General features: G+C 64.5%; 25 protein-coding genes and 1 tRNA gene. 9 read left to right on the forward strand and 17 right to left on the reverse strand.

From position 1 onward, the window contains the following. Nucleotides 1-9: 9 nt before the first annotated feature. The 3 genes from ACFTOW_RS03760 to ACFTOW_RS03770 are packed head-to-tail and all read right to left on the reverse strand — an operon-like array spanning nucleotide 10 to nucleotide 2,021. Nucleotides 10-258, reverse strand: coding sequence for a SemiSWEET family sugar transporter (locus ACFTOW_RS03760; RefSeq protein ID WP_379913202.1), 249 nt, complete (start codon nucleotides 256-258; stop codon nucleotides 10-12). 2 nt (nucleotides 259-260) lie between these two features. Further along, the gene (locus ACFTOW_RS03765) at nucleotides 261-1,316 is read right to left on the reverse strand and encodes a saccharopine dehydrogenase (RefSeq protein ID WP_379913204.1); all 1,056 of its coding nucleotides are present in this window, start codon (nucleotides 1,314-1,316) and stop codon (nucleotides 261-263) included. Nucleotides 1,317-1,367: 51 nt separating this feature from the next. Next, complete coding sequence (locus tag ACFTOW_RS03770) at nucleotides 1,368-2,021, reverse strand: histidine phosphatase family protein (protein ID WP_379913206.1); 654 nt, start codon at nucleotides 2,019-2,021, stop codon at nucleotides 1,368-1,370. Nucleotides 2,022-2,146: 125 nt separating this feature from the next. Between ACFTOW_RS03770 and ACFTOW_RS03775 the strand changes: the two genes are divergently transcribed. Beyond that, a complete protein-coding gene (locus ACFTOW_RS03775; protein ID WP_379913208.1) occupies nucleotides 2,147-3,343 on the forward strand; it encodes a hydantoinase/carbamoylase family amidase in 1,197 nt (398 codons plus the stop codon). A gap of 15 nt (nucleotides 3,344-3,358) precedes the next feature. Here ACFTOW_RS03775 and ACFTOW_RS03780 read toward each other — a convergent pair whose 3' ends face one another. Beyond that, nucleotides 3,359-5,149 (reverse strand): ABC transporter transmembrane domain-containing protein, encoded by a 1,791-nt coding sequence (locus tag ACFTOW_RS03780; RefSeq protein ID WP_379913210.1) that lies wholly within the window; start codon nucleotides 5,147-5,149, stop codon nucleotides 3,359-3,361. A 133-nt stretch (nucleotides 5,150-5,282) separates the two neighbouring features. Here ACFTOW_RS03780 and ACFTOW_RS03785 point away from each other — a divergent pair, with 133 nt between their 5' ends. Genes ACFTOW_RS03785 through ACFTOW_RS03795 form a run of 3 tightly spaced genes read left to right on the forward strand, consistent with a single transcriptional unit; the run spans nucleotide 5,283 to nucleotide 7,903 of the window. Next, entirely contained in the window at nucleotides 5,283-6,296 is a 1,014-nt protein-coding gene (locus tag ACFTOW_RS03785) for an ABC transporter substrate-binding protein (protein ID WP_379913212.1), read from the forward strand. Nucleotides 6,297-6,351: 55 nt separating this feature from the next. Next, the gene (locus ACFTOW_RS03790) at nucleotides 6,352-7,119 is read left to right on the forward strand and encodes an ABC transporter ATP-binding protein (protein ID WP_379913214.1); all 768 of its coding nucleotides are present in this window, start codon (nucleotides 6,352-6,354) and stop codon (nucleotides 7,117-7,119) included. Continuing rightward, nucleotides 7,112-7,903: an ABC transporter permease gene (locus tag ACFTOW_RS03795; RefSeq protein WP_379913216.1), complete on the forward strand. Its 792-nt coding sequence runs from the start codon at nucleotides 7,112-7,114 to the stop codon at nucleotides 7,901-7,903. Before ACFTOW_RS03790 ends, ACFTOW_RS03795 begins: the two co-directional genes overlap by 8 nt. 95 nt (nucleotides 7,904-7,998) lie before the next feature. Here ACFTOW_RS03795 and ACFTOW_RS03800 read toward each other — a convergent pair whose 3' ends face one another. The 11 genes from ACFTOW_RS03800 to ACFTOW_RS03850 form a co-directional block, all read right to left on the reverse strand. Continuing rightward, nucleotides 7,999-8,901 carry a fumarylacetoacetate hydrolase family protein gene (locus tag ACFTOW_RS03800; RefSeq protein ID WP_379913218.1) on the reverse strand — a complete coding sequence of 301 codons (903 nt, stop codon included), beginning with the start codon at nucleotides 8,899-8,901 and terminating at the stop codon, nucleotides 7,999-8,001. Between the two features lie 4 nt (nucleotides 8,902-8,905). Continuing rightward, nucleotides 8,906-9,682, reverse strand: coding sequence for a cyclase family protein (locus ACFTOW_RS03805; RefSeq protein ID WP_379913220.1), 777 nt, complete (start codon nucleotides 9,680-9,682; stop codon nucleotides 8,906-8,908). A gap of 18 nt (nucleotides 9,683-9,700) precedes the next feature. Then, a complete protein-coding gene (locus ACFTOW_RS03810) occupies nucleotides 9,701-11,014 on the reverse strand; it encodes a TRAP transporter large permease (RefSeq protein ID WP_379913222.1) in 1,314 nt (437 codons plus the stop codon). Further along, on the reverse strand, nucleotides 11,011-11,514 hold the full coding sequence (locus ACFTOW_RS03815; protein WP_379913224.1) for a TRAP transporter small permease subunit: 504 nt from the start codon (nucleotides 11,512-11,514) through the stop codon (nucleotides 11,011-11,013). The genes ACFTOW_RS03810 and ACFTOW_RS03815 overlap by 4 nt, the downstream gene beginning before the upstream one ends. A 3-nt stretch (nucleotides 11,515-11,517) precedes the next feature. After that, nucleotides 11,518-12,585, reverse strand: coding sequence for a C4-dicarboxylate TRAP transporter substrate-binding protein (locus tag ACFTOW_RS03820; protein WP_379913226.1), 1,068 nt, complete (start codon nucleotides 12,583-12,585; stop codon nucleotides 11,518-11,520). A gap of 142 nt (nucleotides 12,586-12,727) precedes the next feature. Beyond that, nucleotides 12,728-12,801 (reverse strand) — tRNA-Gly (locus ACFTOW_RS03825). A gap of 87 nt (nucleotides 12,802-12,888) precedes the next feature. Beyond that, nucleotides 12,889-13,653 (reverse strand): ABC transporter permease, encoded by a 765-nt coding sequence (locus ACFTOW_RS03830; RefSeq protein WP_379913274.1) that lies wholly within the window; start codon nucleotides 13,651-13,653, stop codon nucleotides 12,889-12,891. Between the two features lie 5 nt (nucleotides 13,654-13,658). Beyond that, entirely contained in the window at nucleotides 13,659-14,456 is a 798-nt protein-coding gene (locus ACFTOW_RS03835) for an ABC transporter ATP-binding protein (protein WP_379913228.1), read from the reverse strand. A 56-nt stretch (nucleotides 14,457-14,512) separates the two neighbouring features. After that, a complete protein-coding gene (locus ACFTOW_RS03840) occupies nucleotides 14,513-15,517 on the reverse strand; it encodes an ABC transporter substrate-binding protein (RefSeq protein WP_379913230.1) in 1,005 nt (334 codons plus the stop codon). A 221-nt stretch (nucleotides 15,518-15,738) separates the two neighbouring features. Further along, the gene (locus ACFTOW_RS03845; protein ID WP_379913232.1) at nucleotides 15,739-17,157 is read right to left on the reverse strand and encodes an amidase; all 1,419 of its coding nucleotides are present in this window, start codon (nucleotides 17,155-17,157) and stop codon (nucleotides 15,739-15,741) included. Beyond that, nucleotides 17,141-17,782 (reverse strand): helix-turn-helix domain-containing protein, encoded by a 642-nt coding sequence (locus tag ACFTOW_RS03850; protein WP_379913234.1) that lies wholly within the window; start codon nucleotides 17,780-17,782, stop codon nucleotides 17,141-17,143. Before ACFTOW_RS03850 ends, ACFTOW_RS03845 begins: the two co-directional genes overlap by 17 nt. 70 nt (nucleotides 17,783-17,852) lie before the next feature. Here ACFTOW_RS03850 and ACFTOW_RS03855 point away from each other — a divergent pair, with 70 nt between their 5' ends. From ACFTOW_RS03855 to ACFTOW_RS03870, 4 genes are read left to right on the forward strand one after another with little or no spacing between them, the layout of a single operon-like run. Then, nucleotides 17,853-19,169 carry a TRAP transporter large permease gene (locus tag ACFTOW_RS03855; RefSeq protein ID WP_379913236.1) on the forward strand — a complete coding sequence of 439 codons (1,317 nt, stop codon included), beginning with the start codon at nucleotides 17,853-17,855 and terminating at the stop codon, nucleotides 19,167-19,169. Between the two features lie 27 nt (nucleotides 19,170-19,196). Continuing rightward, a complete protein-coding gene (locus tag ACFTOW_RS03860; protein ID WP_379913238.1) occupies nucleotides 19,197-20,174 on the forward strand; it encodes a TRAP transporter substrate-binding protein in 978 nt (325 codons plus the stop codon). After that, nucleotides 20,171-20,671 (forward strand): TRAP transporter small permease, encoded by a 501-nt coding sequence (locus tag ACFTOW_RS03865; protein WP_379913240.1) that lies wholly within the window; start codon nucleotides 20,171-20,173, stop codon nucleotides 20,669-20,671. The genes ACFTOW_RS03860 and ACFTOW_RS03865 overlap by 4 nt, the downstream gene beginning before the upstream one ends. Continuing rightward, nucleotides 20,668-21,618 (forward strand): ornithine cyclodeaminase family protein, encoded by a 951-nt coding sequence (locus tag ACFTOW_RS03870; RefSeq protein WP_379913242.1) that lies wholly within the window; start codon nucleotides 20,668-20,670, stop codon nucleotides 21,616-21,618. The genes ACFTOW_RS03865 and ACFTOW_RS03870 overlap by 4 nt, the downstream gene beginning before the upstream one ends. 61 nt (nucleotides 21,619-21,679) lie before the next feature. Here ACFTOW_RS03870 and ACFTOW_RS03875 read toward each other — a convergent pair whose 3' ends face one another. Both ACFTOW_RS03875 and ACFTOW_RS03880 read right to left on the reverse strand, forming a co-directional pair. Beyond that, nucleotides 21,680-22,309: a CIA30 family protein gene (locus ACFTOW_RS03875; protein WP_379913244.1), complete on the reverse strand. Its 630-nt coding sequence runs from the start codon at nucleotides 22,307-22,309 to the stop codon at nucleotides 21,680-21,682. Nucleotides 22,310-22,335: 26 nt separating this feature from the next. After that, a complete protein-coding gene (locus ACFTOW_RS03880) occupies nucleotides 22,336-23,511 on the reverse strand; it encodes an ABC1 kinase family protein (protein ID WP_379913246.1) in 1,176 nt (391 codons plus the stop codon). A 573-nt stretch (nucleotides 23,512-24,084) separates the two neighbouring features. On the opposite strand from ACFTOW_RS03880, the gene ACFTOW_RS03885 reads away from it, so the two are divergent. After that, nucleotides 24,085-24,504, forward strand: coding sequence for a hypothetical protein (locus tag ACFTOW_RS03885; RefSeq protein ID WP_379913248.1), 420 nt, complete (start codon nucleotides 24,085-24,087; stop codon nucleotides 24,502-24,504). Nucleotides 24,505-25,315 lie beyond the last annotated feature (811 nt).

The following is a 25,315-nucleotide window of genomic DNA, read 5'->3' on the forward strand; positions in this document are numbered from 1 at the left end:
TACTCTCCCTCATCCGAATTTCAGTTTGGCCAGCACGATGGCACCAACCATCGTCACCGCCACGACATTGGCCAGAATCAGCGGCCAGTCGCCGATCATCACGCCGTAGATCAGCCACAGCGTCACCGTGGCCAGAAACAGCGCCTGCGCAGGCAGCGAGAGCGCCTTGGTCTCGCGCGCGCGCCAGACCTGAACCGCCTGCGGAATCCAGCAGATCGTGCCAAGGATCGCCGCCATGTAACCCACCCACAGCGCCATCATCACAGCCTTTCCAGATGTGTGTCGAACGTGGCCCTTGCCCGGCCCCAGACGCCCGATGCAAGATCCGTCAACTCCAGCAGCGAGGGCAGCAGTTGGCGTGCGTAATCCTGACTGCTTTCCACCGGCAGCATCGACGGCAGGTTATCAATCGCCATCACGTCCAGCGGCGGCGCATCATGCACCCGCAGTGCCGGTTCAGCCCAAGTGGTGGTCCGGTCATACACCTTGACGGGCGAGAAATCCGAGGTCGGATCGCAGGCGATGTCGCCGATCGCGGTCAGCCTGCGCGCCGCCGTCTTGGCATCGGCAGGCACGAACACCGGACAGCCGGGCGCGGCAAGGATGCAGTTCAGGAAGATCTCGTGCTCCAGCACCTGCGGGAACGGCCCGCCATGGGCGGTCTCGGCCATGTCCCAGCGGGTCACCTTGACGCCTGCCGCCTCGCACATGTCGCTGGCCCCGGTGCCCACGCGCCCCAGCGCGCCGATCACGATGGCGCGCGGGCGCTCGGGCTGAGTGGCGTCCAGATCGGCCACCACGGCCGCGACCAATGCATCGCGCCCAAGATACACGCCAACCGGGCCGCAGATGCCGCCACGCGCCTGCGCGGCCCATGTCATCAACGTCACCGCCGCCCCGGCGAACCCCGCCCAATAGCCAAACGCGGCCACGCGCCGACCGTCCTCGTTCACCAGGTATTCCAGATCATACAGCACCCCGCCGCCAGCCTTGAATCGGCGCAGCAACTCCTGCCCGGCGGGCTGCCCCTTGTAGGCATGGCCGAACATGATGTGGCGATGGCGCAGCGGCGTGCCGTCCTCGGGCAGTTCCTTGAGGCCAAAGATGATCACATCCTCAGGCGCCTCGGGCCAGGCATTCTCGGGCGCGATTTCAGCCCCCGCCGCGCGGTAGACGTCGATCGGGATGGCGCGCACGCTGCTATCCTCGACCGTCACGCGCAGCCCCGCCTTGATCAGTGCGGCACAGCCCTCGGGCGTCAGGCCCACGCGCTCTTCGTTCTCGCGCTGCTCGGCGCGCACCCACAGATGTGTCATCGTGTCTTTCCCCGGACGAGTCGCCGCACCCTAGCGCCGCCTGCGCGACGCTTAAAGATGGGTCCGCGCGAATTGCCGCTCGGGGCGGTCCAGATGCGGCACCGCGTTGAACTGCGTCAGCGCCAGATCGCCGCCCACCGGATGCAGCCGGTGCACCGAGGTATTCATGATCGAAATCGCCGTGCGCGCGTAGTGCACAAGGCCCAGCCCCATCACCTGCCGCACCGCCATGCCGATCAACCCGCCCGAGGTGATCACCAAGGCCGGGCCATGTCCCGCCGCAATATCCATCAGCGCGTCCTTGATACGCCCCTCGAACGCGGCAAAGGTTTCGGGCGCACCTTCGATCCGGCCCTCGGACCAGGCCTGCATCAGTTGCGGCATGTAGGCCACGAAATCCTCGCGGCTGGCAGGCATGGGCACGTCGTGCTGCGCCTGCAATGCCTGCGCCAGGGTAAAGAACTCGAACTCGTTCAGCCGCGCATCCTGCACCGCGTCATGCGCATATCCCATCGAGTGGGCGGTCTCGCGGTGGCGCACCAGAACGCCGGTGTAGACGCGGGTGAACTGATCGCGGGTGCCGCGCAAATGCTCGCCCAGCCACTCGGCCTGCCGGTGCCCCAGCGCGCTCAGCTTGTCGTAATCGGCCTCGTCCCGGGCGGCGGTGTTGGCCTGCCCATGACGGATCAGGGTGATGGTGGACATTGCGTGTTCCTTGTCTTGCTTGCCCCCGGGATTAGGCCGGGGGGCGCCGGGGTGCAATGCCCGGCTTGCACGTCGCGGGCGCATGGTGTTGGCTTCGCCACGTCATTTCACGAAAGGTGCCGCCAATGCAGATCAACCCCGACCGCTTTTTGTCCGACCTGCACCGCCTGCGCGGCTTTGGAGCCTCGGGCGTGGGCAAGGGCGTGGTGCGCCCGGCCTTTTCCGACCCCGACATCGCGGCGCGCGACTGGCTGGCCGAACGTATGGCCGAGGCCGGGCTGACCGTGCATCACGACCCGGTCGGCAACCAGTTCGGACTTGCGCCCGGCCCGTCGCTGCTGGTCGGATCGCACAGCGACAGCCAGCCCGAGGGCGGCTGGCTGGATGGCGCGCTGGGGGTGATCTGCGGGCTGGAACTGGCCCGCGCCTCGGCCGAGGCGGGCGGGCCTGCGATTTCGGTGGCAAACTTCCAGGATGAAGAGGGCCGGTTCGGCGTCACCACCGGGTCAACCATCTGGTCCGGCGCCCTGTCGCTGGATCAGGCCGACACCCTGACCGACCGCGATGGCGCAACATTCGCCGAGGCGCGCGGCGCGATGGCCCATCTGGCGGGTGGCTTTGTCGATCCCGCGCAGTTCACCGGTTTCATCGAGGTACATATCGAGCAAGGCCCATGGCTGTTCGAGGCGGGTGAGGCCGCCGGCATCGTCACCGACATCGTCGGCATCCGCGACATGCGCATCACCTTTACCGGCGAACAGAACCACGCAGGGACCACGCCGATGCACCGCCGCCGCGATACGTTTCAGGGGCTGGCCGCCTTTGCCGCCCTGCTGAACGAGCGGTTTCAGAACGTGGTGACGCCGCAGACGGTCTGGACCACCGGCCATGTCGATCTGCACCCCGGCGCCCATTCCATCGTGCCGGGGCGCTGCACCTTTTCGATGCAATGGCGCGATGGCAATGGCGACCGGTTGGCGCGGATGGAGGCGATCATCCGCGACACCGCACAAGAGGTGGCGGATGCGCGCGGGCTGGGGCTGGAGTACGGCACCCTGCTGGGGCTGGAGCCTGTGGACATGGCAGCACCGTTGCGCGAGGCACTGGCAGGGGCGGCGGAGCAGGTCTGCCCCGGACGCTGGCGGCGGATGCAATCGGGCGCTTTGCACGATGCGGCCAATGTGGCGAAGCTGATGCCTGCCGCGATGCTGTTCGTGCCGTCGATCAACGGGATCAGCCACGATTTTGCCGAAGATACCGACGAGGCCGACCTGATAATCGGCATGCAGGTTCTGGCGCAGGCCGTGGCCGACCTGCGCTGACCCGTCAGACTGGCCTCAGGCCGCCTGCCCGTCGGTGAACTGCAACCGTGCCAGCCGGGCATAAAGCCCGCCCTGCGCCACCAGCTCGTCATGGGTGCCTTGCGCGGCGATCCGTCCGCCTTCCAGCACCACGATGCGGTCTGCCTTTTTCACCGTGGCCAGACGGTGCGCCACGATGATCGTGGTGCGCCCCTGCGCCAGGGTGTCGACCGCCTGCTGCACCGCGCGTTCGCTTTCGGCGTCCAGCGCGCTGGTCGCCTCGTCCAGCAACAGCACCGGCGCGTCGCGCAGGATCGCACGGGCAATGGCGATACGCTGTTTCTGACCACCTGACAGCATCACGCCGCGCTCGCCCACCTGCGCGTCATAGCCTTCGGGCAGTGCTGTGATGAACTCATGCGCGGCAGCCGCGCGCGCCGCCGCCTCGACCTCGGCGTCGGTGGCACCGGGACGGCCAAAACGGATGTTCTCGCGCGCCGTGGTGGCAAAGATCACCGGGTCCTGCGGCACCAGCGCGATGTGCTGGCGGAAGGCGTCGCGCGCCATGTCGGGCAGCGCCACACCATCCAGCAGAACGCGCCCCGCCTGCGGATCATAGAATCGCTGGATCAACTGGATCACCGTCGTCTTGCCCGCCCCCGATGGGCCCACCAGCGCCACGGTCTCGCCGGGGCGGATGTCCAGATCGACGCCATCCAGCGCCGGAATGTCCGGCCGCGCGGGATACTGGAACGACACGTTGTCAAAGGTGATCTGCCCGCGCACAGGGCTGGGCACCGGCATCGGCGCGGTCGGGTCCTGAACCGGGTCTTCGGTCTGGAGCAGCTCGACCAGACGCTCGGTCGCGCCCGCCGCGCGCTGCAACTCGCCCCAGATTTCCGACATCGCGGCCACGCCGCCCGCCACCATCACCGAATAGATCACGAACTGCACCAGCGCGCCCGGCGTCATCAGCCCCGCGCGCACATCGTTGGCCCCGATCCACAGCACGCCCACGATTCCCGAGAACACAAGGAAGATCACGATCACCGTCATCACGGCCCGCGTGGTGATCCGCCGCCGCGCAGCATCGAAGCTTTTCTCGGTCACGTCGGAAAACGCGGCCTTGGTCACCCGCTCATGCGTGAATGCCTGAACCGTCTGCACGCTGCTCAGCGCCTCGGACGCGCTGCCCGAGCTGTTGGCGATCCAGTCCTGATTCTCGCGGCTCAGCTTGCGCAGGCGACGGCCCAGCGTCAGGATCGGCACGATCACGATGGGCACCAGCAGCAGCACCAGCCCGGTCAGCTTGGCCGAGGTCAGCAGCATCAGCGCCAGCCCGCCCACCAGAATCAGCGCATTGCGCAGCGCGATGGATATGGACGAGCCCAGAACCGACAGGATCAGCGTGGTGTCGGTGGTGATCCGACTCAGGACCTCGCCGGTCATGATCCGCTCGTAGAACACCGGGCTCATCGACAGCACGCGGTCGAACACCGCCTTGCGGATATCGGCCACCACGCGCTCGCCCAGCCGCGTGACCAGCGCATAGCGCAGCCCGGTGCCGACAGCCAGCAGGGCCGCCACCGCCAGCGCAGCGGCGAAATAGCGGTCCAGCAAAGCGGCATTCTCGTTGCCTAAATTGTCCACCACGCGACGCACCGCCAAAGGCAGGGCCAGCGATACGCAAGCGGTCAGCACCAGCGCCAGAATGGCCAGCCCCATCAGCTGCCGATAGGGCCGCATAAAGGGCCACAATTCGCGCAAGGCGCCCACGCGCCTTGATTTCGCACGCTCCTCTTCGCCGTTCGGGGCCACATCTGCCATCGATTGTCCTTCCTGTCTTCGCGCCAGCGGTTTACGGCTTTCCGCGCCCTGCGGCAAGCGTCGGGCTGTCGCGGGTTGATTTCCGGTTCCATCCGGGCAAATCTCGCCCCGCAACATCGAGGGGGAGGAACCGATGACCACTTTCACACGCCGCCACACGCTGGGCCTGATGGCCGGGGCCACTACCATGCCGATGCTGGGCACGCCTGCCCTTGCGAACACCAAGCTGACCGTGGGGGCCCTGCGCTTTACCAGCCACGCCGCCAGCTTTGTCGCGTTCGAGCGCGGATATTTTGCCGAGGCCGGTCTTGATGTCGATTTCCGTTTCTTCGAGGCTGCGCAGCCGATGGCCGTCGCCATTGCCAGCGGCGACGCCGATTACGCCGTGACGGCGATTTCCGGCGGGCTGATCTCGTTGGCGGAAAAGGGTGCCGCCAAGGTCATCGGCGGGGCCGTGTCCGAGGAACCGGGCATCGACGGGCAGAAGATCCTCGTCTCGGATGCGGCCTTTCAGGCGGGCGTCACCAGCCCCGCCGAACTGGACGGTAAGAAATTCGCCGTCACGCAGGCGGGATCGTCGTTTCATTACATGGGGTCCAAGATCGCGCAGGCCGAAGGGGTCGAGGTTGCCTTTACCCCGTTGCAAAAGGTCGGGGCCATCATCGGCGCATTGAAGTCGGGGCAGGTCGACGCCTGGTCCATCGTGCCGCATATCGCCAAGCCTCTGGCCGGGTCGGGCGCCGTGCACATCATCGGCGATGTGGCCGACTACCTACCCGACTATCAGGTCACGACCGTCTTCACCTCGGCCGCAAACGCCGCGAACGAGCGCGCGCAGACCGAGGCGTTCCTGGCCGCCTTTGCCCGCGGGGCCGACGATTTCAATGCCGCGCTGGTGGACCGCACAGCCGGCGAGGATGCCGCCGAGGACATGGTGAAACTGATCCACAAATATGTCTACACCGACCGTGATTACGACAGCGCCAAGCCCGGCATCGTCAACGGGGCCATGCGCATCAACGCCGGTGCCGCGCTGAACACCACATCGGTGCAGGATCAGCTTGACTGGTTCCAGTCCGAAGGTCTGGTCAAGGACAGCATCACCATGGACACCCTGGTCGATCCGTCCTACGTCGCGACGATGTAATTCACCCCGGCGCGGGCTGCGCACGACCGCAGCGGCCCGCGCCAAAGGACGCCTCATGGATCTGACCATCGACGGCCTCACCCACCGCTATGACGCGGTCGAGGTGCTGGCCGATATTTCGCTGACCATCCCCTCGGGCCGGATCGTGTGCATCGTCGGCCCCTCGGGCTGTGGCAAATCCACCCTGCTGCGGATGATCGGCGGACTGGAAAAACCCAGCGCAGGCCGGGTGCTGCAACTGGGCGATCCGCCCGCCGGGTGCCTGAACCCGCTGACCTTCATCTTTCAGGATTTCGCCCTGCTGCCCTGGCGCACGGTGGCGGGCAACATCTCTCTGGTGCTCGAAGACCACGCGCTGTCGCGCAGCGATCGCGCCGCGCGCATCGCGGATGTGCTGGCGCGCACCAACCTGACCGATTTCGCCAGCGCCCTGCCCCGGCAGCTGTCGGGCGGCATGAAGCAGCGTGTGGCGATTGCCCGCGCGCTGGCGGTCAACCCGGCGGTGATGCTGATGGATGAACCGCTGTCGGCGCTGGATGCGCAGACCCGCGAACTGCTGATGGACGATCTTGTGGGCCTTTGGACGCGCGCGCCCTTTACCGCGGTCTACGTCACCCACAACCTGTCCGAGGCGGTGCGCCTTGGCCACAAGATCGTCGTGCTGTCGCGCCGTCCCGGTCGCATCCGCGAGGTGGTCGAGATCGATACCGACCTCGAGGCGCGTGACGCCACCGATCCCGATCTTGTCCGTGCACAGGACCACCTGTGGCACCTCATGCGCGACGAGGCCCGCGCCGCGGATGCGGAACTTGCCCATGGCTGAGCCGCGCCAGATCCCGTTTCGCGGCGGCGGCTTTCGCCCGCAGCGCATTCCCGGCGTCGGGCTGGTGGTGTTCGTCGCCCTGATCGCGCTGACCGAATGGGGTACGCGGGCGGGGTGGATTTCCAACCTGACCCTGCCGCGCCCGTCGGATGTGGCGCAGACCCTGATCGACCTGTGGCAGTCGGGCATGCTGATGCAGCATATGGCCCCGTCGCTGTCGCGGCTGGCCGTGGGCAGTGCGCTGGGTGTGACCGCGGGCATCGGCATCGGCGTGCTGATCGGGCTGTTCAGCATGGTGCGCGCGGGGCTTATCCCGCTGGTCTCGGCGCTGTTTCCGATCCCAAAGATCGCGCTTTTGCCGCTGTTCGTGATCTGGTTCGGCATCGACGAGGGGTCGAAATACGCGCTGATCGCGCTTGGCACCTTCACGCCAACGGTGGTCGCCACCTTCGGCGCGGTGGACAATGTCGACCGCACGCTGATCCGCATGGGGCAAAGCTTTGGCCTGTCGTGGTGGTCGATCGTGGCCAAGATCGTGCTGCCGGGCGCGCTGCCGGGCATCCTGTCGGGGCTGCGCATCTCGCTGTCGATCGGAATCATCCTGCTGGTCGCCGCCGAGATGCTGGGCGCGCAATACGGCATCGGGGCCTATATCCTGCAGGCCGGATCGCTGTATGATCTTGAGCGGCTGTTCGCGGGCGTGGTGATCCTGTCCGCGCTTGGCGTCACGCTCAGTTGGGTCATCAGCCGGATCGAGACCCGGATGCTGCGCTGGCGCACATGACACCCGCCGGTCCTTCATCTTGCCAGATAAACTCTGGGGGGTGAATTGGGCCTTCGGCCCAAGAGGGGGGCAACGCCCCCCTTGCACCGCGCCTCCTACCGCACGATCCGGTTCTTCAGAACGCCGATCCCCTCGACCTCCAGCTCGAACGCATCGCCCGGCGCCAGCCGCTTGCCCAGTTCCAGCCCGCAGCCCGTGCCGACAGTGCCCGAGCCGATCACCTCGCCGGGATACAGCGTTTCGGATTTCGAGATATGCGCGATGATATCGGCAAAGCTGTGGTGCATGGCGCCCGAATTGCCGCCGCCCCATCGGTCGCCGTTCACCCGCACCTCCATGTTCAGTTCGACGGGATGCGTGAACTCGTCCGCCGTCACGATCCAGGGGCCAAGGATGTTGCCGGTGTCGAAATCCTTGCCCTTGGCCGGGCCAAGCTGCCCCGCCATTTCTACCATCTGCGCGTCGCGCGCAGTCATGTCGTTCAGGATCGTGTAGCCCCAGATGTGCCCCGGCGCGTCCGCCGCCGGAATATCCGCCCCGCCCTTGCCGATGATGATGGCCAGTTCCAGTTCCAGATCCAGATGCTCGGCATAGCCGGGCCAGCGCACGTCCTGCCCGTGGCCGATGAAGCTCATCCGGTTGCCCTTGTAATAGATCGGCTGGTCATACCACACCGGCGTCACCTGATGCGGGCGGCCCGTGGCCTGCTCCATCACGGTAAAGCAGTTCTTCAAATGCTCCTCGAACACCAGGCAGTCGCGGTATTGCACCGGCCGGATGGGGCAGCGCATCTGCACATCCTCCATCCCGATGGTGGCGCTGAACTGCGGGTCGGCCAGCGCATCGCGCACGGCCTCAAGCCCGGCCTCGCCCAGCTTCACCAGATCGACCATGTCGCGGATGTTCAGCCCCACCGCGCGCAGATCCAGCAGGGTGTCGGCGTCGATCACAGCCACGGGTTTTTCCACGCCCTCATGGGCGACGGTGCCAAGTTTCATCTGCTCACTCCTCGAATATCGCGACGGCGCGGGTGAACCCGGCCGAGCCGCCTTTCAGCTTCATCGGAAAGCAACTGATGGTAAAGCCGGTGGCAGGCAGGCTGTCCAGATGGGCCAGCTTTTCCATGTGGCAATAGCCGATGTCGATGCTGGCGCGGTGGCCTTCCCAGATGATGGCGGGATCGTGGGTTTCCGCCCATTTCTTCGCGGTGTGCGAGAACGGCGCATCCCAGCTCCAGGCATCCGTGCCGGTCACGCGCACGCCGCGCTCCAGCAGGTACAGCGTCGCCTCGCGGCCCATGCCGCAGCCGGTATCGACGTATTCGGGCTGGCCGTATTTCGCCCCCGCCGCCGTGTTGACCACGACGATGTCCAGCGGTTGCAGATCGTGCCCTATGCGTTTCAGTTCCGCCTCGACCTCGTCGGCGCTGACCAGATAGCCGTCGGGCAGATGCCGGAAATCCAGCTTGACGCCGGGGTTGAAACACCATTCCAGCGGCACCTCGTCGATGGTGATCGCCCGTTCGCCGTTGTTCATGGTCGAATGGTGGTGATAGGGCGCGTCCAGATGCGTGCCGTTGTGCGAGGATACCCGCAGCATCTCGACCGCCCAGCCGTCGCCGCCGGGCAGATCGGACTCCTTGAGCCCCGGAAAGAACGACGCGATCTGCCCCGCCGTCATCTTGTGGTCCAGATAGTCAATCTCGGGCAGCATGATCGGCGGATCGCTGGCGATCCCGGCCTCCAGCGGCACGGAAATATCGACGAAACGGCGTGGCATGATCTCTCCTTTGTTGCGTTAGCGCCCCGGCAGCAGGCCGGTGGCAACGGATGGCACGGCGATGACGATCAGCAGCACCACCAGCATCATGGCGGCAAAGGGCGCGGCCCCGCGAAAGATGTCGCCCAGCGATATGCTGTCATCGTCCAGTGTCGCCTTGATGACATAGACGGATATCCCAAAGGGCGGCGTCAACAGCCCGATCTCGACCGCCAGAACGGTGACGATGCCGAACCACACCAGATCCAGCCCCATCGGCACCACCACCGGCAGCATCAGCGGCACAAGGATCAGCATGATGGATGAACTGTCCAGGATCATCCCCAGCGCGATCACGATGGCCACATAAAGCAGCATAAGACCCCAGAACCCCAGATCGGCCCCCGCCGCCCAGGCACCCAGCCCCGCCGGCACCCCCGACAGGGCCAGCATGCGCGAATACATCTGCGCCGCGATGATCAGGAAACAGATCGTGGCCGTCACCATGCCGGTATCCACCAGAACCGTCCACAGCTTGCCCCATGTCAGCCGCCCCAGGGCGAACCCCAGCGCCAGCGCGCCGATGGCCCCCATCGCCCCCGCCTCGACCGGGGTGAACGCGCCGGTGTAGATGCCCCCCAGCACCAGCATGATCAGCCCGGCGATGGGCAGGCCCTTCTTGATCATCTGGGCGGGGGTCAGTGCACCCTCTGGCACAGCCGCCGTGTTGCCCACAAAGCGTGGGGTGAACACCGCCATCGCCACGATGCCGACCGCAAAGAACACCGCCAGCAGGATGCCCGGCCCGATGCCTGCGATGAACAGATCGCCGATGCTTTGCTCGGTCAGGATGCCGTACAGGATCAGCAGCAGAGAGGGCGGGATCATCATGCCCAGCACGCTGGACCCGGCGACGACCCCCACGGCAAAACGTGGCGCGTATCCGTGGCGGATCATCTGCGGAACGGCGATCTTGGTGAACACCGCAGCCGAGGCGATGGACACCCCGGTGATCGCGGCAAAGATCGCATTGGCCCCCACCGTGCCCACGCCAAGCCCGCCCTTGAGCCGTCGGAACATCGCGTTGGCCACGTCGAACGCATCGCGGCCGAACCCGGCCTCGGACACGACAAACCCCATCAGGACGAACAGCGGGATCACGCCAAAAAAATAACTGGAAATCGCATCATTCGCTGCCAGCGCCAGCAGTTTCGACGCCAACAGGGGCGAGCCCTTGATGGCCCAGACGCCCAGAAACGAGCACAGCATCAGCGCGATCGGCACGAACAGCCCCAGCAGGACGGTTGCAAACATCGCCGCAAGGGCGATCAGACCGATATCGAAGGGAGTCACGCCGTGCCTCCGGTCCATCTGCGCCAGATGCGCGCGGCAAACTGCGCGATCAGCAGCGTACACCCGATCAGGATCGTCAGTTTCACCGGCCAGACCGGTGCGGTGAAATCCCCAAGCGCGCCGATGAACTCGCCCCGCTGCCATGCGCGGGTGAACATCGGCCATGTCTGGCGCAGGATCACCCAGATCACCGCGATGGCGGCCAGATCGAACAGGGTTTCCAGCATCCGGCCCAGTATGGGCACGCGTCGCTGCAACACACCCAGCAGGGCATCCGAGCGCGTCATGCGGCCTGCACGCAATGCCTGCGGAATTTGCAGGAACACGATCGCCACGATGGACAGGGTCACCATTTCGGGCACGCCGGGCAGCGGCGCGCCGAACAGGTTGCGCCCTGCCACGTCGATGCCCACCAGCACCATCAGCACGAGGATAAGCAGCGACCCGACCACGTTCGTGGCCTGGGTCGCCCCGTCAAGGGCGCGCAGGATGCGCCGCATGGCTTATTCCTTGTCCCAGTCCCGCAGCGGCGTCGCCCCGGCATCGCGCATGGCGTCCATGTAGGCCGACAGGATGTTCGAGGCCGGCCGGCCCTGCGCATCCAGCGCCTCGGCCCATGTCTTGGCCGCGTTGTCCATGTTGGCCGCCCATGCCTGCCGCATCTCGGGGGTGGCATCGGTGATGGTCGCCCCTTCCTCGGCCATGCTGGACAGGGCAATCTCGACAAAATTCTCAAGATCGTCGTGATACCACGTCATCGCCGCATCCGATCCCTTTTCCAGCGCCGCCTTCACCTCGTCGGGCAGCCCTTCGTACCACGCCTCGTTCGCGCACAGCGATCCGGCGTATTGCGCACCAAGGCCGAACTTGGTGACATAGGGGGCGACCTCGTACAGCTTGCCGGGCAGGGCCGCGCTGGCGAATACCAGAACGCCGTCATACACGCCTGTGTTGATCTCGTTGTAATAGGTGGTCAGGTTGCCCGCCACGCCCACAGCGCCGGTGCCCGACAGCCAGTTGATCGCCGCGCCTGGGGCCGCGATCTTGCGCCCGTTCAGATCGTCGAGGCTTTCGACCAGGAAATTCGTCATCAGCAGATAGTCATCAATCCCGATGGGCGCACCGATATAGACGACGCCGTTGTCGGCATAGGCGCGCAGCATGTCGGGGTTGTCGTCATGCAGGGCATGCACCGTGGTGGCCACCCGACGCACATCCGCCGACACGAAGGGGGTGTAATAGGTGACGTTCTGCACCGCCAGCTTGGCGGGATCGAACAATGACTGGCAGGTGCCAATCTCGGCCAGCCCGGCCTCGACCGCCTCAAGCTCTTCACCGACACCGGCGATGGCACCGCCATACTGTTCGGAAAAGTTGATCGTGTGGCCCGTGCTTTCCAGCTCGGCCTGGACAGTGGGGATGAACTGCTCCGAGATCATCCGCACCCAGCGGAACACCGGCGGATGGCCCGCCGCGACGGTCACGTTGTATGTTTCGGCCACGCTGGCGGCGGGCATCGCGCCCAGTGCCATTGCGGCTGCGATCAGCTTGGGTGTCAGTCTGGGTGTCATGGGTTTCTCCTCCCCGATTGGTGCGCGCCTATTCTGGCGCGTCGCCGATCCCGCCATGCGTGGCAGGATTTCCTCCCTGCGGCGCAGCCTACCCCCAATCACGATGAGGTCAAGCAACGACGAAGGACGAAAAAACAGAGAGTGGAGCGGGCGGCGGGAATCGAACCCGCATCTCTTGCTTGGAAGGCAAGGGTCTTACCATTACACAACGCCCGCAACGTGGAACGCGCTATATTTCATGCGGTTTTGGAGGTCAAGCCCGGCCTTGCCGCGACGCGCCCTTCAGACAGGGGTGCTCCGACACTATCCCGGCGCGCGCTCGGCCCAGCCGGCGAATATCTTTTCCAGCGCAACGACGATGTAATACAGCACGATCCCCAGAACCGCCAAGGCGATCAGAACCGCGAACATCAGCGGGAAATCCGAATTGGTGCGCCCGCTGTCGAACAGCGCGCCGAGGCCCCGGCCATGCGGGCTGACGATTTCCATCAGGTTGGTGCCGATGAAGGCCAGCGTCACGGCAACCTTCAGCGCGCCGAAGAACTCCGGCAGGGTCTTGGGCAGGGCGATCTTCCAGAAGATCGTCGCCTGCGACGCGCCAAGACTGCGCAGGATGTCGCGGTATTCAGGCTCCAGCGTCGACAGCCCGATGCTGACCGACACCGCGATCGGAAAGAACGAGATCATGAAGGCCAGCAGCACCGTGTTGAAATCATGCTGGCCCACGAACATCAGCGCCACGATGGGCACGACCGTCGCCTTGGGGATGGCGTTGAACCCCACCAGCAGCGGATACAGCGCGTCGCGCATCAGCCGCGAAAAGCCCATGATCATGCCCAGCAATGTGCCGAAAATGACCGCCAGCAACAGCCCCAGAACCGTGCGCCACAGGGTCTGCCAGCCCATTGTCACGAACAGGCCCCAATAGCGTTCAAACGCGGGCGGCAGGTCGGACGGTGCGGCCATCTTGAAGGTGGGCCAGCCGTTGAACCAGACCAGCCATTCCCAGAACAGCAGGAACACGACGACCGCGATCAGCGGCACACCGATGCCGCGCACAAGTTTCATCCCGCTCATGTGCTTGCCTTTTCCGTCGGGGCGCGGCCCTGCGCAATTTCGATCTGGTGGCGCAGGATGCCCAGTTGCTCGGATGCCTTGCCCGTGTACAGATCATCCAGCGTGGGCTTGCCGGGCCGCGGCACCTCCAGCACGTATTGCGTGCGCGCGGGTCGGCCCGACAGCACGACCACCTGATCCGCCAGAAAGATCGACTCGCGCAGGTCATGCGTGATCAGAACGCCGGTGAAGGGTTCGCGCGCCTTGACCTCGTGCATGATCATCCACAGGTCCTCGCGGGTGAAGGCATCCAGCGCGCCAAAGGGTTCATCAAGGATCAGCACATCAGGCTGATGGATCAGCGCGCGGCACAGGCTGGCCCGCTGGCGCATGCCGCCCGACAGTTCTGACGGGCGCTTGTCTTCGAACCCCTCAAGCCCGACCAGAGACAGCAGAAAACGTGCGCGCTCTTCGGCCTGCTTTTTCGACAGCGTGGAGCGCACGATTTCCATCGGCAGCAGCACGTTCTGCAGGATGGTGCGCCACTCCAGCAGCACCGGGTTCTGAAACGCCATGCCCACGGTCGAGCGTGGCCCGGTGACCCGCTCACCATGCAGCCAGACCTCGCCCTCATCGGGTTTCATCAGCCCCGCAATCAGCCGCGTCAGGGTGGACTTGCCGCAACCCGATGGCCCCACGACGGCCACGAAGCCCCCTTCGGGCACGCTGATTTCAAGCCCGTCCAGCACCTGCAACGGCCCTGCATCCGTCTGGTAGGCGTGGCGCACGCCTTTGATATCGATCAGATGTTTCATGCTGCTCCCGCAAACCGTCACCAGCGCCCCCGTTGGGGCGCTGGTGTTGATGTCACTCAGTCGATCGCAAAGCCACCTTCGGGCAGGTAGGCATCGGTGAAATACAGGCTGGCATCCGGCTCGGTGTTGTAGTCATAGGTCAGGCGGATCTGCTCGATCGCATTGGCGAAACGCGCATCGTCGATGATGCCCATGCCGTTTTCCCTGACCCAGTCCGTCACCACGTTGTCGCGCAGGGCCAGTTCGAGACGGCGCAATTCCAGGTCGGCATCCATCGCCGGATTGCGGCTGACCAGGCTTTCGATGGCCGCCTGCGGATCGGCGATCGTGTCGACCCATCCCTTGGCGACAGCCTCAAGGAAACCCGACACGGCCTCGGCGTTCTCGGCCGCAAAATCGGTGTTCACGATGACAACGTTGCCATACAGATCGACACCGTGATCGGCCATCAGGATGACCGAGATGTCGTCCTCGGGCACACCCAGTCGCGCGGTGTTCAGGAACGAGGTGAAGGAAAAGCCGGTCACGGCGGCCACGGTCCCTTCGGCCAGCGAGGGCTCGCGGGTGGGAAAGCCCACCGGCTCGATGGTGACCTTGTCGGCGTCGATGCCGGTTTCGGACACAAAGATCGGCCATTGCGCGAATGCGCCATCCGGGGGCGGCGCGCCCAGCACCCGGCCTTCCAGATCGGCGGGGGCCTCGACCCCCAGCGAACGCCGGCCAACGATGGCAAAGGGCGGCTTGTCATAGACCATCATCGCGCCGATCACGGGCGCATCGGGATTCTGATCCAGAAACTTGATCAGGCTGTTGATATCGGCAAATCCGACCGGGAACGCGCCGGTCGCCACCTTGGGAATGGCATCAAGACTGCCCTGCCCTGCCGTCACCTCGACCGACAGCCCTGCGTCTTCGAAATAGCCCTTGTCGATGGCCACGAAATAGGGCGCGGACGGACCTTCGAACTTCCAGTCCAGCGCAAAGGGCATCGACGTCTGGGCATGGGCGGCGGCAGCAAAGGCGGCCAGGCCGAAAGCTGCAAAAGTTGTGCGTTGGAACATCAAGAAACCTCCTGTTGGTGATTATCTCTGCGCATAGGCGGTGTTATGCGCAGAGTCTTTGCATTGATGAAATGCCGCGCATGCAATCTTTAGGAATGCACATAATTTTTGCAATCCCTCTTACTGCGCAAATATTATAAGCATCCACGCCGCGCAATGGTCCGGCACACATCGGGAAGCGCCTGTGTTGCGCCAAGTCTGCGAAACAGACGGCGGCAGAGTCAGCGCACAGGCGCAAGCGTCTGCCAGTCCGACGCCTGCTCCAACTGCGCGGCCAGTTCCAGCACGGTGGCGTCCTGGGCAAAACGCCCGACCAGTTGCACGCCGACCGGCAAGCCGTCGGGTGTCTGGTGGACCGGTAGGGCAATGGCCGGCTGGCCGGATGCGTTGAACGGCGCGGTGAAGGGGCTGATCGCGAACAGCTTGTCCAGAAACGCGTCAAGATCGCCGTGATCCATGCGCAAGGTGCCATGCACCGGCGCGGGGCCGTCTGTGGCCGGAGTCAGCAGGATGTCGAACCGCGCGAAATAGCCGGCAAGCTGGCGCACATGGGTGTTCACCTGTGCCGCGCGGTGCAGGTGGGTGCCAAGCGCAGTGCCCTGCGCGAACCGGATCGCCTGCCGGGTGATCGGTTCGAACCCGTCCAGATCAGACTCGCCGTCCAGAGGCATGCCGACAAACAACCCGGCAAGCGAACCCATCAACAGCCGGATCATCAGGTCCGTCAGCGCGTTGCTGTCAAAATCCGGGCGCTCCTCGGTCACGTGATGACCCAGATCAGCCAGCAGCCTGGCGGTTCTTTCCACGGCCTCGCAGCTGTCGGGGTGCACGGCGCGGCCGTCAAACCGTGTGGTCACGAAACCGATCTTCAACGCATCCGGCGGGGTGACGATCAGCGTTTCGAACGGGGTCGTGGGCCGCGCCGTGAAATAGGGGCACCCGGCATCCGGCCCGGCGGTGACGTCCAGAATGGCCGCCGTGTCGCGCACCGACCGGGTGACGGCGTGTTCATGGCTCAGGCCAAAGTTGGGATCGCCGCGATGCGGGCCAAAGGCGTTCAGCCCGCGGGTCGGTTTCAACCCGACCAACCCGTTGAAGGCTGCGGGAATGCGGATCGACCCTGCGCTGTCGGTGGCATGGGCGGCGGGCAGCATGCCTGCCGCGACCGCCGCACCGGCACCGCCGCTTGCCCCCCCTGCCCCGTGCTCCGGGTTCCATGGGTTGCGCGTGATCCCCCAGGCTGCACTTTCGGTGGCGACCGACAGGCCGAACTCGGGCGAGGCTGTCCTCCCCAGCAGCCCGAAGCCCGCCGCGCGCAAACGTGCCACGGTGGTCGAATCGAAGTCGAACACCGTTCCCTTGAACCGCTCAGACCCGTTGGCCAGCGGCATCCCCCGGACCGGCGCATGCAAATCCTTGAGCAGATAGGGCATGCCCGCAAATCGCTCGGTCGCGGCGTCGTCCAGCGCGTCCAGTGCTTCCTCGAACCGGGTCAGCACCACGGCATTCACGCCCGGGTTCAGGTCTTCGATCTCGCGGATCGCGGTTTTCAGTATGTCGCGCCGCGAGACCTGACCCGAAGCGGCAAGCTCGGACAGCCCGACCAGATCGTGGCTGCGCCATTCATCGCGTGTCAGCATCTCGGCTTTCCTTTCCCGGCCCGCCGCCGGAGACGATGTTGAGGATCTGTGCGTCTTCGGGGCTGACCGACACATAGGCGTGGGCCATGGCCGCATCGTAATGCGCGCTGTCCCCCGCCTCGAGCCGGATCGGCGCATAGAGGTCGGTGTGCAGTTCGACTGCGCCGGACAGGACATAGACCAGTTCCTCGCCCGCATGACGAATGGGCGCGGCAAACGCTGCCGGGTCACGGGCAGTCACGGTCACAAGCGTGGCGTCGATCAGCGCGTTCTTGAGCTGTGTCGTGATCGGCTTGTACACATATGGTCCGGCATCAAGCGCGGCGGCATCCGCGCGCCGCGACACCGCAAGGCGGCCGGGATAAGCGGGCTTGGGCGCGGGCGCGTCCGCGTCCTCCAGCAATGACACAAGATCGGTCCCAAGCCCCTGCGCCAGCTTCAGCATCACGTCATAGGTCGGGGAAAAATGCGAGTTCTCGATCTTGGAAATCGTCGAAACCGCCAGCCCGCAGGCATCCGAGACCTGTTGCAGCGTCAGGTTCTGGGACCGGCGCAGGCGCTGCGCCCGCATCCCGAACGCGGCGCGCCGGTCGAGTGACGCATCCTCGGCTTCGCTTGCAGCCATTGGTTTTCCGATCTTAAATTTTCTTGACAATTTTCCTATCGTAAAACCATGCTGGGTGCAAGGAGCCGCCATGGTCTGGATCTTACTTGCCCTCTTTGCGCTGGCTGCGATCCTGTCGGGGGTCGCCATCAGCTATGTCGCAGGGGCAGCGGCGGTGATGGCCTTTGTTCTGACCGATCACGCGGCCTATCTGGGCATCCTGCCGCAGCGCATCTTCAGCCAGATCGACGTGTTCACCTTTCTGGCGATGCCGCTGTTCATCCTTGCGGGTGATGCGATGACCCGGGGCGGGGTCACCAGGGTGCTGATCGATCTGGCGATGCTGATCGTCGGGCGGTTCAGGGGCGGGCTGGGCTATGTCAACGTCGCATCCAGCGTGTTTCTGGCGGGGATTTCGGGCTCGGCCGTGGCGGATGCGGCGGCCACCACCAACACGCTTGTTCCGGCGATGAAGGAGCAGGGATACCGCGCCGATTTTGCCGCTGCCCTGACGGCGGCAAGCTGCGTGATCGGCCCCATCATCCCGCCCAGCATCGTGATGATCTTTTACGGCGCGCTGATGAACGTGTCGGTTGCGGCGCTGTTCGCGGGTGGCATCGTGCCGGGGTTGCTGATGGCGGTGTTCCTGTTTGCCTACAATTTCTTGGTCGCCCGCCGCGAGGGGCATCCCGGCGGCGCGACACTCGACGCATCGCCCCTGTCCACGATCCTGCGCGCCCTGCCGGCGCTGGCGATCCCGGTGACGATCGTGGCGGGCATCGTGTTCGGCATCGTGACCCCGACCGAGGCTGCGGGTATCGCCGTGGCGATCACCGTCGTGCTGATCTTTCTCTACGCGCTGATCGACAACGGCGGCGTCGGTGCTGCGTTTCGCACGACCGTTGCGCTGACCTCCGGATCGGTCGAGCGGACGGTGATGCTGACAGGGTCGATCTTCATGATCCTGTTCGCCGCGGCAGTGTTCGGATACCTGATGGGTATCCTGCAAGTGCCCGAACAGATCGCCGCGCTGGTGCAGAACACCGGGCTGACCGCCGTTTCCTACCTGTTGCTGGCCAGTGCCGTGATGTTCTTGGCCGGCATGGTGATGGACGTCACGATGGCGCTGGTGCTGCTGGTGCCGGTGCTGATCCCGGCGGCCATCGCGGGCGGGGCAGACCCGGTTCATGTCGGCGTCGTGTCCTGTCTGAACCTGACGCTGGGGCTGATCTCGCCCCCGTTCGGTGGCTGCCTGATGGTCGTCTCCGCCGCCAGCGGGGTCAACTACATGCGGCTCAGCCTTGCCATCCTGCCATTCCTTGCGGTGCAGGTCGCGCTGCTGGTCGTGCTGATCCTCGTGCCCGATCTGACCCTCGCGCTGCCGCGCGCGCTTGGGCTTGTTCCATAACAAAAGACCAACATGGGAGACCACACAATGAAACACACACTCGCCACACTGACCGCCGCCTTGGTGGCGGCCCCGCTTTGGGCCGAAGAGGTCAAGATCGCCGTCGGCTGCCCGCCTGTTCCGGCCTGTTCCGACTGGGTCTATGCCGAGGATCTGGCCGCCAGCCTGCGCGACGCCGGGATGGAGGCCACGGTCTTTACCGGCGGATCTCTGGGCAAGGACCCCGAGATTGTCGATCAGCTTAGCCAGGGGTTGCTGCAATTCGGACTGACGAACTTCGTCATGATCAACGAGGTGGATGACACGATCCTGGGCTTTCTGGCGCCCTACATGTTCGACGATATGGACCACTTCTTTCGCGCCACGCAGGACACGGAAAGCGACCTGATGGCGGGTGTGCGCGCCTCGATGCAGGCGCAGGGCATCCGCATTGCCGGACTGCCGGGGCTGGGCGGCACGATGGGCGTTTTCAACGCGACCACGCCCATCACGTCGGTGGCCGACATGGAGGGCCTGCGCCTGCGCGCCATCGATGCCACGCAGATCGAGCTGTTCAAGCAATGGGGGGTGCAGGGCGTCGTGGTGGACATGCCCGAATTCTCGGGCGCGGTGCAGCAGGGCATCGTTGACGGCTATTTCAACCCGCCGGTCGTCGCGCTGATCTTTCGCCATACCGAGTTTCTGAAGCACTACACCGATCTGGGGGCCGGCACCCCGTTCCGGTCGGCGCTGATGTCGGCGGATTGGTATGATGGTCTGGATGACGACACGAGGGCGACGGTGGATGCCGCCGTGGCGACGGCCAATGAAAACAACCGCGCCTGGACCGCCGAGGCCGCCGCGGGCGAGATCGAGGGGCTGAAATCGGCCGGTGTCACGGTATCGGAACTGGAAGACGGCGCGCTGGACGATTTCAAGGCCCGCAGTCAGGCGGCCTGGGACGTGCTGATGCCCGCCGATGAGATCGAGGCGTTCCGCGCCCTGGCCGAGCGGACGCGCGAATGACCCTGATGATCGGGGCAAGTGCGGTCATCGACCGCGCTTGCCTGTTTCTGGCCAAGCTGGCGCTGACGGCGATGGTCGCCACGGTGCTGTTCCAGATTTGGGCGCGCTACGGGCTGGATTTTCCGTTCAGCTGGACCGAGGAACTGGCCCGCTACCTTATGATCTGGGCCGGTCTGCTGGGGGCGACCTGTGCGTTCAAAAGGCGACTGGACCCGGTGGTCGTCACCGTTCCGGACGATGCCACACAGATGCGTCAGTTGATGGCGCTCGGGGCGCTGGTCGTGACCGTGCTGATCTTTCTGGTGCCGGTTCTGTATTACGTCCTGTTCGGACCCGACATGAATGTTCAACGCGGGTTCATGTGGCGCAGCAGCAACCGCATTTCGCCGGGTCTGGGCCTGAACATGGCGCTGGTCGGCAGCATCATTCCCCTGACCTGCGTGGTGATCTTTGTACACTTGGCCGCGCGGATCGCTGAAGTCGGCAGGCGCGCATGACCTCTCCTCGCACCTTTTCAGCGGCCGAGATCAGTGACCGCATGACCGTCCCCGGGTTGCTGGACCCGCTGCGCCGCGCGATGATTTCGGTGTCGCAGGGCACCGCCGTGCATCCGCCGCGCTTTGCCGTGCCGGTCAATCCTGCCGGGCGCATGGGCGTGATGTATGGCGCGCTCGGCGATCCTGCCGTGCACGGGGCCAAGATTCTCAGCCTGTATCCGGGCGCGCCTGCGATGGGCCTGTCCAGCCATCAGGGGTATGTTCTGCTGTTCGACAGCACGGATGGCCGTCCGCTGGGGATCTTCGATGCCGATGGGCTGACCGCGATGCGCACCGCCGCGGTGACGATGCTGGCGACGCAGGCGCTGGCCTGTCGCACGCCTCGGATAATGACAATCTGCGGCGCGGGCGAGCAGGCGGAATGGCATCTGCGCGGATGTCTGGCCTGTTTTCCTGACGCGGATTTGCGCCTTTGGGCCCGCCGACCCGATGCGGCGCATGAGCTGCGCGCACGGTTTCCAGCCGAGGCCAGCATCGAGGTGGTCCACGATCTCGCCACCGCCATCACGGGGGCCGATGTCATCCACACCACCACGGCGGCGCGCGCACCCTTTCTGCCGGGGGCCCTGCTGGAGCCGGGCCAGCACATCAACCTTGTTGGTGCCAGCCTTGCCGACAGCCGCGAGATCGACGACGCAGGGGTGGCGCGGCTGCGGATGTTCACGGACTCGCGCGAAAGCGCAAGCCGCGAGGCGGGCGAAATCCTGGGGGCGATCCGGTCCGGCGTTGTGGCCGAAGATTATCCCGTGATCGAGATCGGCGCGGTTTTGTCGGGGGCGGTCGTCGGAAGACAGGCGAAAGATGACATCACGGGCTACAAATCACATGGTCTGATCGTGCAGGATCTTGCGGCTGCTGCCGCTGTCCTGACGTCCGCGGAACCGTAACCTGCCAACCGGGTCACGTTACTTTGGAACCTGTGTGTCCGAACCGAAACATGCTGCCGGATCAGTAAAACCCGATATCACGCACGTCGATCCGGGCGTCGTGGTCACGACCATAGGCGACGACGGCCACCGATGTCAGGGCACCTGCGCGCGGCACATCGCGCAGCAGCGCCCCCGAGGCATCGAACGCGTCGAATGGCAGCCGAAGTTCGGCCCAGTCTTCGGTCACATCGAACCCGGCCTGATAGTATTGCCAAGGCAGCACCGTTCCGCCGGTGCGCAGATGCACGAAATACCGCTGATCATTGCCACGAACGATCAGCCGCACGCCGGTGGTGCCTTTGGGCCGCGGGTCGGTCAACTCCAGGCGCATCTGGATAAATCCGCCCCGGTTGGCCGTGCTGACGCGGCCGGTCATGCGCGCAAAGGCCGACTCGCCCTCCTGCACGAAGGCCACCTGACCTGTCGAGACCCCTCCCATCACCTGATCTGTGAAAAAGCGCCAGCGGGTTTCAGGCTGCATCGCGAAATCCTCGATCGAGTACCCCTTTGGCATCCCTGCATCGGCTGACGCCGGCGCTGTCATTGCGGTCTGAACCGCCACCGCCAGCAGCGCCATGATCAGCCCTTTCATCAAGCCACCATCCTTCTTGCCTTCGCGGCTCTTGCGCATGTTGCCAGACCTGCTCATCGGGTGCATCCTTGGGCTGCTCATATTCATTCACCATCGCCAACGGTCGCCCGGGTGCTCTCATCACAATACGCCTCGACCATCGGGCGCAAGGCGACCCGCGCGCGCAGTCTGGCCGCCATGAGATACATCCCGCCGATCTTGCGGTGCAGGAACAACGTCGCAGCGGGAGGCACATGACCAAGGTCGCGGTCATTCCCGATCGCCATCCCCATGGTTCGCAACCGGTCCAGCAACTCGCTGCTGCCGAAATCGAACGGTGCCTGTTGCCGCACCGGACCCATGGCGACCTCGAACATGGACTGGATCAGCTCCTGATGATGCGGGGCAGTGTCATGCGCGAAATATCCGATGCGCAACATGGCCTGACGCGTCTGCGCACCCTCACCGTCCAGCGCCGCGCGTGCCAGCGCCCTGAAATCCGCCACAATCCGGGGCGCGATGGCATGAACAGCCCCGAAATCCAGCAGCACGATCCGCCCGGTCGCCGGGTCGAAGCGATAGTTGGCCAGGTTGGGGTCGGTCTGCATCGCGCCAAAGACGAACAATTCGCGCAATGTCAGATCGATCAACGCCGCGGCCACCCGGTCACGCATGACCTGCGGGGCGTCGATCAGGCTGTCCAGCGGGGCGCTGTCAAGATAGGTCATGGCCAGAACCTGCGGCGTACATTGGTCGCTCTGCACTTCGGGCAGCACGAACATGTCAGAGCCTTCCAGCATCGCCCGGAACCGCGACAGATGCCCGGCCTCGGCGCGGTAATCGGCCTCGGCGTGCAACTGGCGCTTGGCCTCGGCCAGCAGCGGGGCGACGTCCATGTCGCGGGGCAGAATACCCGGCAGGCGCAACAGTGTGGCCATGTTGTCAACGTCGCTGTCGATGCTGTCGCGCACACCCGGATACTGCACCTTGATCGCCAGATCACGGCCATCGTGCAGAACCGCGCGGTGCACCTGCCCGATCGAGGCCGCCGCAAAGGGCCGCACGTCGAACCGCGCAAACCCCGCGCGCCAGCCCGTGCCCCATTCGGTGTTCAGTACCGCTTGCAGTTGTTTGGGTGGCATGTGGCGGGCATCATCCCGCATCCGCGCGAGAATTGCGGTCAGCTCATCCGGAAGCACCAGTCCGGTATCCATCGACAGCATCTGCCCCATCTTCAACGCCGCGCCGCGCAGATGCGACAGGCCCTCGGTCAGGCGCATAGTATTGGCCGGAGTCAGCAAGAGCCGAGACACATCTGGCCGCCTGCCCTGGGCCAGAGCGCGTACACCGCCCGCAGCAACGCCGCCGGCGATTCCCGACGCAATGCCCCCGAACCGCAACATGCGCCCGACCCGGCCAGTTGGCACGGCGGACGTCCTGTAATCATCATCCCGCGACACGAGGTGCTCCGTTGTCATTGCCTGCACGCAGGCCGGTTGGCATACATCTGCGGCTGGCCCCATAGCGGTCGCTCCGCAGCAGGTTCTGAACGTAATGACAGGCCTTCATCATCTGCCATCTGCCAAGTCTGGGACGTAGAACCTCGGCCGGACATATCCAACGGGCGGGTCACAATTCTGGCTTCGAGAGATCACGGTCATCCGACGGGTTACTTTTCCGTTATGGACGAGGCGCGGCTGTCATGTGTTTTTTTTTCTTTTCGGCGGGTCGCTCGCGCAGGAATGGCAGCGATCGGAACTGATCTGCTTCAAAATCAAGGCCACTGGATGTATAGTGAAGGGAAAAGGCCAAGCGAAGCAGTGCTTGCCCATGTCCGCTCCAGGAGACCCGTCTTGAACGTGATCACGCCCTTCGCAGTTCTGGTCCTTCTGGCTGGGCCTGCCATCTCCGAAACCTGGAACTGCGCGGTGCCCTATGACGAGGTCAACGGTGGCGGAACACTCACTATACAGGATGACCGCCTGACCTTCGTGTCCAACTGGCCGCACCGCGAACCCGAGACTCTCAAGTGCATCAGAACCGGCCTGCGAAGCGAGTGTATGTCGGCGAAGATTTCCATGACAAGAACCGGCGGCAAGGCCTTGTTCACAAAGATCTATTCAATCATCTGGCAAAGCGGTGGTGCTCCGGAAAGCGTAACCGTCAAACAGCCATCGGCTCTCTTCAGGGAAGACAACGATGGACTCGTCCTGACCCAAGCATTTCCCGCCATAGGGCACACGTTCCCGGTCACCGACTGCAGGACAGAATGACGGCAGGACGAGGCGACACATCGGTGCTGACACCCGGCGCGTCGGCTCTGCCTACCCGGAGGGCAACCTTTTGCCAGGAACCAGACCGATTCCATTGTCATTGTTGCCTAAGGTTGCGATGGCAAATCGCAACCGAACCGAGCAAACGATCGCTTCATGGTGCCACCAACACGAAAGCCGGCCTTTTGGGAAAGCCGAAAGCACGATGTCCGGTAAGGTAAAGCGTCACGAGGCGGTTTTTTTCTCAAGGCAAAGACGGGTGGCGGAGACGATGGGATACGACCTCATTTTCGATAATCCTTGACTTTTCAATGCTCTAGGTTTGCTTTGTGGTCCAAAACGCATGTAAGTCAACGTGGACCACATTTTTCTACTACGCAATACGAGAACTATCGCTCCACCAGTCGTTTCAAGGCAGCGATCAGATCGTCTTTGACAAGTCGGGAAGTGGTCCCTTGCAGTGCGTTGTTGGTTGGATCGGTGTCCATGACTTCCGCAAGGCTGGTGTACCAGTCCGCCGCAAACGAGTCCTCTGATGTTGCAAGCCTGTCTGCGATTGTACTAGCCGCAAATATCGTTGTTGCCTCTCGCTTCGTTCTTGCTCGAGAACGCTGGAATTTCCGATTGAGAACTTTCACTCCCGTCTCGATCAATTTCTTTCGATGTTGTGTCGTCAGATTGCTCGGCAGAAACTCTGTGTAGTCGAGGTATTCCTGTGTAGACCCAGCCTCAGACGCTGCATTCACAACGAACGAAATGACAGGCTATTTCGCGGTTTGTGTGGGTGGTTTGGTTTCCGGTCATTTGCTTG

The organism is Lacimonas salitolerans (genome assembly GCF_042677865.1).
Classification (GTDB): Bacteria; Pseudomonadota; Alphaproteobacteria; order Rhodobacterales; family Rhodobacteraceae; genus Lutimaribacter; species Lutimaribacter salitolerans.